This window comes from Nocardia sp. NPDC004604 (genome assembly GCF_040609795.1).
Classification (GTDB): domain Bacteria; phylum Actinomycetota; class Actinomycetes; order Mycobacteriales; family Mycobacteriaceae; genus Nocardia.
The window spans coordinates 77083-85656 of record NZ_JBEXLC010000014.1 but is presented as its reverse complement, the minus strand read 5'-3'; the positions used below and the strand labels follow the sequence as shown (position 1 = coordinate 85656).

Here is an 8574-nt window from a genome sequence, read left to right as displayed (position 1 = left end):
GTAATATTAATGATTATATTATGTCTCTTAAGGCTGAATGTTATCATTAGTTTATTTATTAGTTCACTTGTAGGTGGTCTAATATCTGGCATGAGCCGTCTTCGAAAACACTGTCCTCCCCAAATTCGGCCTGCCGCAAACCCTCCCGCCGCCCAGTTTTGCCGGCGCGGGGGATCTGTCTGGGTGACGAGTCATCCGGCTGCACGCGCCGCCGTCACCAACCGACAGGAGTTTTGTATGACCCCCGCATCTCTGACGTTCGTGCTGATCCATGGAGCATTCCAGACCGGCGCGATATGGGAGCAAACTGCCGGCGTGCTACGCGCCAACGGACACACCGTGCACACCCCGACCCTGGCCGGGCACGGTCCGGGCGATCCGATGACGCTGACACATGCCGACGCCGTCGCCTCCCTGACCGCATACCTTCACGACCACGACCTGTCCGACGTTGTACTCGTCGGCCACTCGATCGGGGGCGCCTACATCGCCCAGGCGGCCGTGCAGGCGCTGCTGCGGATCAAGCGATTGGTATTCTTGAGCGCGTTCGTCCCCGCCGCTGGGCACGCACTGGCCGACGAATTCCCACCGGCAGACGCCGCCTTCTTCGACATGACCGATCCGACTCAGGGCTTCCTCCTGCCGTTCCCGGTGATCCGCGAACGTGCGTGCAACGATATGGATTTCGCTGCCGCGACAGCAATCTACGCCCAGATGTCGCCCATTCCGGTCAGATATTTCACGGACAAACTCGACCTCGAGACGTTTCACGAGCTGGTTACGTCCGGAGGACTGCAAGCCAGTTACGTGAATCCGATCAGCGACTTCGCGTTGCCGCCCGGCGAATACGCCTCCTTCCCGCGGTTCGCCCAGCGGTTGGGTCCCCTTGCCCGGATCCTGCAGATTCCGGGCTCTCACTACGTGATGTTCAGCCGACCCGCAGAGCTGGCCGATACCCTCGTCTCAGCAGGCCGCGACTGAGACCCGACACCCGGACCGAATCCGTCGCCGACCGTTGCGCCGCACTGGGCGGTCGGCCCACTCGAAACGAGGACGATGCGGTGACAGCAGAGTTGATCGCCAGGTGTCGGGCCGGTGACGCCGAGGCGTTCCGCGAGCTCGTGGCACCCTTCCGCCGGGAACTGATGGTGCATTGCTACCGGTTCCTCGGTTCGATGCACGACGCCGAGGACGCGCTGCAGGAGACCTTGCTGGACGCCTGGAAGGGACTCGGCGCGTTCGAGGCGCGGTCCTCGGTCCGGACTTGGCTCTACCGCGTCGCGACGAACCGGTGCCTCAAAATATTGAGGACGGCCGACAGGAGGCCTCGAATGGCGATTCCCGGTGAAGGCTCAGCCAGGTTCGATCTGCCCGAGCCGTCCGCCCACGGCGAGGTGGTGTGGCTCGAGCCGTATCCCGACGTCCTGCTCGAGGGCCTCGGCGACCCAGCTCCCGGCCCCGAAGCACGCTACGAGTCCAAACAGGCGATATCCCTAGCCTTCGTGACCGCCGTCCAGTATCTGCCGCCACGTCAGCGGGCAGTCCTGATCCTGCGCGACGTGCTCGGCTACCGCGCCGCCGATGTCGCCGAATTCCTCGACACCACAGAGGAATCGGTCACCAGCGCCCTCAAACGCGCCCGCGCCGCCATGCAGCAGCGGGCACCCGGACTCGGCGCACAGCAACCACCCCCTCCGCCCGGTTCACCAGCCGAGCGGCGGCTCGTCGACCGGCTCACCCGGGCCTTCGAAGCCTGCGATGTCGGCGGTGTCGTCGCGTTACTCGCCGACGACGTCCGCCTGACAATGCCACCACTTCCCCTGGAATACCTTGGCCGTGAGGCGGTCACCCGCTTCCAGGCCGCCGTCTTCGCCCAAGCTCCCAGCTACCGTCTGGTCGCGACGCGAGCCAACGGCCAACCCGCCTTCGGCGTCTATCTCCTGGACTCCCACACGTCCCTCTGGCACGCCACGGGTCTGATGGTCCTCACTCTCGCCGCCGACCGCATCACCGCCTTGACCCGGTTCGACAACAGCATCCTGGCCCGATTCGGCCTTCCCCGCACACTCCCTGGATAAGCACCCAAATGCGCATGATGGCCCGGCGCAGCAGCACCGCCCAGTTCTGCCCAACGGTGGGATCTGAACAGATGACGGCGCACTCCGCAGTGCACCGAACCGTCCAGACGAGATCGAAGGAGCCGACAATGGCCAAGTTCGTGTTCACCTACCAGATGCCCCCAGAATTCACGCCCGGCAAGCCCGAAACTCTCTCGGCGTGGTTTGCCTGGTTCGGCGGCCGGGGAGAGCATGTCATCGATCAGGGACTGCCGACACATGGAACAACCGCCGTAGGCGAGTGCGGGGCGGGCAGCTCACCCAGCGGCTATTCGGTCGCGGAAGCCGAGAATCTCGATGCGGCGGTCGCGATCGCCGAGAGCTGCCCGGCGTTGGCCGAGGGCGGCGGAGTCGAGGTCGGCACAGCGGTGGAGTTCGACGCGGGCGCCGCACCGGCCGGTGGTGCGGCATGACTACCAACACAGCATCCGGCACACCGGAAGGTTCCACCCCGGAGGCAGGCGCTACGCGGAAAGTGATCGAGTACGTCCTGGTTTCGGCCGACGGCGTCTACGAAGACCCGGTGGGCATGGGAGTCGGCGAATACCAGGACGAGGCATACCTGCGCGACGGCTTGGGCTTACTGACGGCATGCGACGCGATCCTGTTCGGTCGTCACACCTATGAGGCGTTCGCCAAGCTCTACGGCAGCGGGAACCACAAGCCGATGTGGGCCGACCGGCTCAACGCAATCCCGAAATATGTGTTCAGCTCCACGCTGGAAAAGGCCGATTGGGGCAATCCGACCATCGTCCGAGGCGACGTCGTCGTCGAGGTGACCCGGCTCAAGCACAAGGACGGGGGGAACCTGCTGATCCTGGGCCACGGCCTGTTCGGGGAGACGCTGCTGCGGGCGCGGCTGATAGATGTGATAGACCTCACCATCTACCCCCTACTGCTGGGACGCGGTAAGCAGTACTTCCAAGAAGGTCAAGACGCCAAGCTGAGGCTCACAGCCGTGAAGACCTTTTCGAAGGTCGTGAAACTGACCTACGAGACGACGAGCTGATATCCGCGTCCGTCGCCGCGCCACCGACGACGCGGCCCACACTCCATGACCAGATCGCGGCGAACGCGGATTCGGGCTGGTTGGTCGACGGCGTCGACGGCGGAATGTCGTCGAACAGGTCGGGAGGCGACGAGTCGGCCTCGCGGCGATCACCGACATGGACGTGCTCGACGCACTGATGGGCCTACCCATCGCAATGCCCATCGATCTGGCCAGCCTCACCGAGCGCGAGCGGCATGCCCTTCCCCGGATTCCGGATGGCACCGTCGACGAGTCGGCCGGCACCATCGTGCGGCGGGTGGTCGCGCCGCTGATCGTCGACTTCGCACTGGTCCCGGCCCGCAACTGGAAAACCGGTCTACGCAAGGCCGGAGCATTCGCCCCGTTCTGCGCCCGCGCGATCACCTGGCGACCCTGCCCGCCCGACCTCGACGACACCATGATGCAAGCCACCTTCTCCGGCATCGGCACATACACCGGTCACACCGCAACCACCCCCGGGAACTAGTCGCCCCCGAACCGTATGCCCGCCACCGGATTCAGGCCGCCTGATGGCAGGACAATGGGCTCGCAAACGCCGCCTTCAGGCGGTGATGACGGCGGCGACGACCTCGATGGCGCGCTGGGGTGGGCGTCGCAGGATCGTGGCGAGGTCGTCAGTCGGGATGCTGGTCCAACCTGTGCGGAATGCGCGGTAGACGCCGAGCAGGGTGTCGACCACCGCGGAGGGGATGCCTTTGCTCAGTCGACACGGCGGTGACGAGCGTCCTGCCCACTCGGACCGCCGGGTGTCGATCTCCGTCACGCGTGCACCTCCCAGCCGTCTTGTGTGCGCCGACGCTGGACCGCGACCACTGACGGACCGCGCGGTCCCCAAACTTCTTGGGACAGCTGACCGGCGAGCCCCACCGAAGCTGGTGCCCGTCACAACCTGCCGCCCGCACGCATCACAGGCACCGGCGGACGTGCGAATGCGACTCGGCCACACTGGTGCTCCTGTGGCGCGTGTGACGCGAAGGCAAACCGGTAGCGCTGCGCAGCGGAACCGATCCTCGACCTTCTCGGGACGCCAGATTGCGTACGACTGAGTGCGTTCGACGTGGGTCAACCAATTCTGCGCCGAAAGTGCGCGGCCCTTTCCACTGCCGACACGGCAATTGGCCGCGTTTGCCCGGAGGCTGCTAGCTGAGCACCGAACGCGCCGTAGTCAGTGCCGCCGTAAATATAAGAGACCCTCGCCCGCCGAGCCACGCCACGAACGTGCACGCCGCCAGCTACTGGACGGTCGGATATGGCAAATATTCGCCGATTTGCGGCAATAGTGCTGCGAGATCCGGTTCGTGCTGCGGCCCGCTGCGCAGAGGAGGTATGATCCCACGATGATCGAAACATGTTACGGTCAAACACATTTGGCGTACCGCTCGGTCTCGGACAGGCGGATCGATGATTGCGTCGACCGGGGAGCGGCCACCGAGGTTCTAAACGCGTAAGGCCGTAACTGCCTGTGGATCAATGGGATCCATCCACTTCGTAGCGTTCCAGTAGCAATATGCTTCGCCCCTTATTACCGGTAATGGGCCGACGATCTGGATACGGTCGCATACACAGGCGTGAAAGACCGTGCAGTTGAACAGATCTCACCGTTAACGTGTTATTCGTTCTTGGGAGCTACTTTCTTGGCCATGTCCCTGCATTCGCCGGAGTTCGCAGCCGATCCGCACGCCGCATACGACGATATGCGGCGCAGTCACGGTCCGCTCGTTCCGGTGGAGATAACCGTCGATGTGCCCGCGACGCTCGTGATCGGCTACCGCGAAGCACTGAACATCCTGAGTGATCCCGACCACTTCCCGGCGGACCCGCGGGCCTGGCAGGCCACCGTTCCGAAGCACTGCCCGGTCCTACCGATGATGGAGTGGGGGCCCACCGGGTCGAAGACGGTGGGCGAAGACCACTCCCGTCATCGGGCCGCCTATACGGCCAGCCTCGAAAAAGTCGATCTGTACGCCCTACGCCGCGCGGTCGAAGCCATCGCGGTGCCACTGATCAACAGCTTTTGCGAGACTGGTTCCGCGGATCTGCTGGGCGAGTATGCCGTCCCGCTCACCGTGCGGGTGCTCAACGATCTCCTCGGGCTCTCGCCGGAGGCCGGGCAGGAAGCATTTGCGGCCTTGGTGGCACTGCGTGATGCCTCGGATTCGGCCTCGACCGAGCACAGCGAACAGCGGTTCACAGCGGCGATATCGGATGTCGTGGCGGCCAAGCGCGCGGCGCCTGGTGCGGACGTAATTACCTGGCTGATCGGACATTCCGCCCGATTCGACGATGCGGAGATCGTGGCGCAGACGGCGGTGTTGTACTCGACGGGTACCGAACCGACGTGGAACCTCATCGTCAACGCACTGCTGTTGATGGTGACCAATGACCAGTTCCACGACGAGCTCCTAGGTGGTGCGCTGTCCATCCGCGATGCGATCGACGAAGTGTTGTTCACCGATCCACCGCTGGCGAACTTTTGTTCGCGCTTTCCACGGCAGCCACAGATAATCGGGGGTTCGTGGTTGCCGGTCCACCAGCCCGTTGTTATCAGTTTGGCGGCGTGCAACAACGATCCCGCGGTCGGTGGCGACCGGACCGGCAACCGTTCGCATCTGGCGTGGGGCGCCGGGCCGCGTTCGTGCCCGGCCCAGTCGGTGGCCATGGTCATTGTGCAAGAAGCGCTCGACCAACTGCTCGACGTGCTACCCGATATCGAATTGGCCGTGCCCGCCGACCAGTTGCAGTGGCGGCTGGGCGCCTTTCACCGTGCGCCGACCGCGGTGCCGGTGATCTTCCCTCCAGCACCACCGCTCACTTTCGTATAGCGAGAATCCCCGGCTGAATTCATCGCGAGATTCCGGCCGAGGACCCACCGTTGGCCGACGGCGGCCTGTCCCACCCGCGCCAGCCCTTCCTCATCGACGAGGTATGACTGCCCGCGAATCAGCTGGTCACTATCAGCATGGTGCCCTGCCGGAACTGCGGCTGGCTGCGCCCCCGAAGCAACCGGTGTTGCGGCCGGGACGGTGGGCTGCGAGCCGATGGCGGCATAGGACGGCCTCGGTGAGCGAGACGCCTGCGAGTTGCCCTCGCAGGCACTCGTTATGATCACGTTCCTCTGCCCGCTGTCGACTCATGAACAGGAATGCCCATGGCACGCAAGGTCGTTGTGACGCTGGTCGATGACTACGATGGCAAGTCCCCCGCCGAGGAAACAGTGGCCTTCGCACTGGACGGCGTCGAATACCAGATTGATCTGTCCACGGACAATGCCAGCCAGCTGCGCGGCGTCTTCGACAACTGGACACTGAACGCCCGCAGAACCGGTCGCGCACCGCGGGGTCGGGGCCTGGCCTCCCGCTCGGCGAACGACCGCGCACGCACCGCCGCCATCCGCGACTGGGCACGCAAGAAGGGCCTTACCGTCTCGGCACGCGGACGGATTTCGGCCGAGGTGGCCAATGCGTACGAGAAGGCCAACGCCTAACCCGGCCATCGGAATTGCGCGCCCGTACCGGCGCAGGAAATTCGGCGCCATTACGGCGCGGCTCCCCACCGCCGCGGACTTGGTTGGCTAAGCTTGCTGCGCTGTGCGACGTGGCGGCGTCCGCACAGCGAACGGGGAAGGGAACCCGCTCGGCGATACTCCGCGTATCGCCGAGCGGGCTCGCAAAGTCCACGACGCCGTCAACTGGCCACACTGCCTCCCAATGCACCGGTCTAGTAACTGAGTTCGCGGCAGCCGTTGCCCTCCGCCCGCCACCGCCGCCATGGCCGCGACAGGTCCAACGGCGAACGGCGCCACAACCTTCGATGCGCCGTCGGTCGTAAGCTTCTTCGTTGCAACCGTTTCGATCGCAACGTCGGGACCGGTGCCGCCCGATGCCGTCGAAGCAGTGGCCGGCCGCTGGTCGCTATGAGCTGTCGGGGTCGTCATGAACTGCGCACCTTCGGCTGCGGCAGAGCCAGGGTGAGTACCGTCAAAGCGAACGCGATCGGTTTCCGTGCACATCGAATTCGCGTCCGACTGATCGCAATCCTGTTCGGCGGATGGGCGATACGGTTGGCTTCGGTAAATGAGTTCTGCACGACGTCGGCCGTTGAAGACGGTCACCGGAGTCAGCGGCGCGGTGAGCGTGTATGCGGCCGCCATCGATGCGAAGGAATCGACGGTGACCTCCGCCATCGAGGTCGCGAAGATCGCCGAGGCCAATCGGTTCGACGCATTGTTCGCCGCCGATCTGCTCAGCTTCGGCGCGCAGGGCGCGATCGGCGCGCAGGAGCCGCTGATCTTCCTGTCCGCATTGAGCGCGGTGACCACACACGTCGGCCTGATCGCCACGGTGACCAGCACCTTTCATCATCCCTACAACCTCGCCCGGTTCTTCGGAACGCTCGACCATGTGAGCAACGGCCGCGCCGCGTGGAACGTCGTGACGTCATCGGTGGGTGAAGAGAATTACGGTGACCAGGACCTGCCGAGCCCGGAGGATCGGTATGCGCGCGCGACCGAAGCGCTCGAGGTCGTCAATGCGCTGTTCGACAGCTGGGAGCCGGGGGCACTGACCCCCGACGGGTACGGTGCCGCGATCCTCGACGCGACCAAGGTGCACCCGATCGAGCATGCGGGGCAGTACTTCACGGTGCGGGGCCCGCTCAATATTCCACCGCTGCCGCAGCGGCGCCCGGTCCAGTTCCAGGCGGGTCAATCGGCAGGCGGTATCGAACTCGGCGCCCGCTTCGCCGAGGTGGTCTTCACCTCGCTGCCGACGTTCGAGGACGCGGTCACCTACACGAAGACTGTTCGCGCCCGCGCGACAGGTCTCGGCCGCGCACCCGGATTGCCACTGATCATGAGCTCACTGCACGCGACATACGGAGCAACCGAGGAGCAGGCTCGCCAGCTGGTCCGCGAGGAAGCCGAAGCCACCGACTTCGACGCGGGCCGAATCCGCCTGGCCGATATGCTGGGCGGCGGCGTCGACCTCTCCGAACTACCGCTGGACCAACCGATACCGCAAACCCTGCTGCCGGAACTGAATTCGGTGAACCGCCGCCGCGGCCGGGTGGAGATCTTCACCAAACTCGCGGCAACGGGCCGCACACTGCGTGAGCTCATCATCGCCGCCAAGGACACCGGCCACTGGGCCGCCTCCGGAACTCCGGAACAACTCGCCGACGCCATCGAAGAACGCTATCGCGCGGGCGTCCTCGACGTCATCTCACTGGGCGGACTGGCCGATCCCCGAACCCGCGACTTCGTCACCAACGGACTCCTGCCCGAACTACGCCGTCGCGGCATCGCCGGCAACGACTACGTCGGCAACACATTCCGCGAGAACCTCGAACTCCCACCACTACCCGCGCGCTGACCGCCGCGGTGCCGTGATGGGATCGACACCATCCGCC

At 64.9% G+C, this 8574-nt stretch carries 9 protein-coding genes and 1 pseudogene; 9 read left to right on the top strand and 1 reads right to left on the bottom strand.

Translation table 11 applies throughout. The annotated features are described in order from the left end of the window. Nucleotides 1–9: 9 nt before the first annotated feature. The 6 genes and pseudogenes from ABZW16_RS08075 to ABZW16_RS08050 all read left to right on the top strand — a co-directional run. Nucleotides 10–84: pseudogene (locus ABZW16_RS08075) on the top strand (hypothetical protein); the annotation flags it as partial. A 153-nt stretch (nucleotides 85–237) separates the two neighbouring features. Then, entirely contained in the window at nucleotides 238–981 is a 744-nt protein-coding gene (locus ABZW16_RS08070) for an alpha/beta hydrolase (protein ID WP_354953462.1), read from the top strand. A gap of 80 nt (nucleotides 982–1061) precedes the next feature. Further along, entirely contained in the window at nucleotides 1062–2078 is a 1017-nt protein-coding gene (locus ABZW16_RS08065) for an RNA polymerase subunit sigma-70 (protein ID WP_354953454.1), read from the top strand. Nucleotides 2079–2206: 128 nt separating this feature from the next. Next, entirely contained in the window at nucleotides 2207–2530 is a 324-nt protein-coding gene (locus ABZW16_RS08060; protein WP_354953452.1) for a hypothetical protein, read from the top strand. Further along, nucleotides 2527–3126 (top strand): dihydrofolate reductase family protein, encoded by a 600-nt coding sequence (locus tag ABZW16_RS08055; RefSeq protein ID WP_354953450.1) that lies wholly within the window; start codon nucleotides 2527–2529, stop codon nucleotides 3124–3126. The genes ABZW16_RS08060 and ABZW16_RS08055 overlap by 4 nt, the downstream gene beginning before the upstream one ends. A 157-nt stretch (nucleotides 3127–3283) precedes the next feature. Then, nucleotides 3284–3634, top strand: a complete 351-nt coding sequence (locus ABZW16_RS08050; RefSeq protein WP_354953448.1) for a hypothetical protein — start codon at nucleotides 3284–3286, stop codon at nucleotides 3632–3634. A gap of 75 nt (nucleotides 3635–3709) precedes the next feature. On the opposite strand, the gene ABZW16_RS08045 is transcribed toward ABZW16_RS08050, so the two are convergent. Then, nucleotides 3710–3931 (bottom strand): hypothetical protein, encoded by a 222-nt coding sequence (locus ABZW16_RS08045; protein ID WP_354953446.1) that lies wholly within the window; start codon nucleotides 3929–3931, stop codon nucleotides 3710–3712. Between the two features lie 877 nt (nucleotides 3932–4808). Between ABZW16_RS08045 and ABZW16_RS08040 the strand changes: the two genes are divergently transcribed. The 3 genes from ABZW16_RS08040 to ABZW16_RS08030 all read left to right on the top strand — a co-directional run bounded on the left by ABZW16_RS08040 (nucleotide 4809) and on the right by ABZW16_RS08030 (nucleotide 8537). Beyond that, on the top strand, nucleotides 4809–5990 hold the full coding sequence (locus ABZW16_RS08040) for a cytochrome P450 (protein WP_354953444.1): 1182 nt from the start codon (nucleotides 4809–4811) through the stop codon (nucleotides 5988–5990). Nucleotides 5991–6316: 326 nt separating this feature from the next. After that, nucleotides 6317–6652 (top strand): Lsr2 family protein, encoded by a 336-nt coding sequence (locus ABZW16_RS08035; RefSeq protein ID WP_354953442.1) that lies wholly within the window; start codon nucleotides 6317–6319, stop codon nucleotides 6650–6652. Between the two features lie 589 nt (nucleotides 6653–7241). Further along, entirely contained in the window at nucleotides 7242–8537 is a 1296-nt protein-coding gene (locus ABZW16_RS08030; protein ID WP_354953440.1) for an NtaA/DmoA family FMN-dependent monooxygenase, read from the top strand. The last annotated feature ends 37 nt before the right edge of the window (nucleotides 8538–8574 follow it).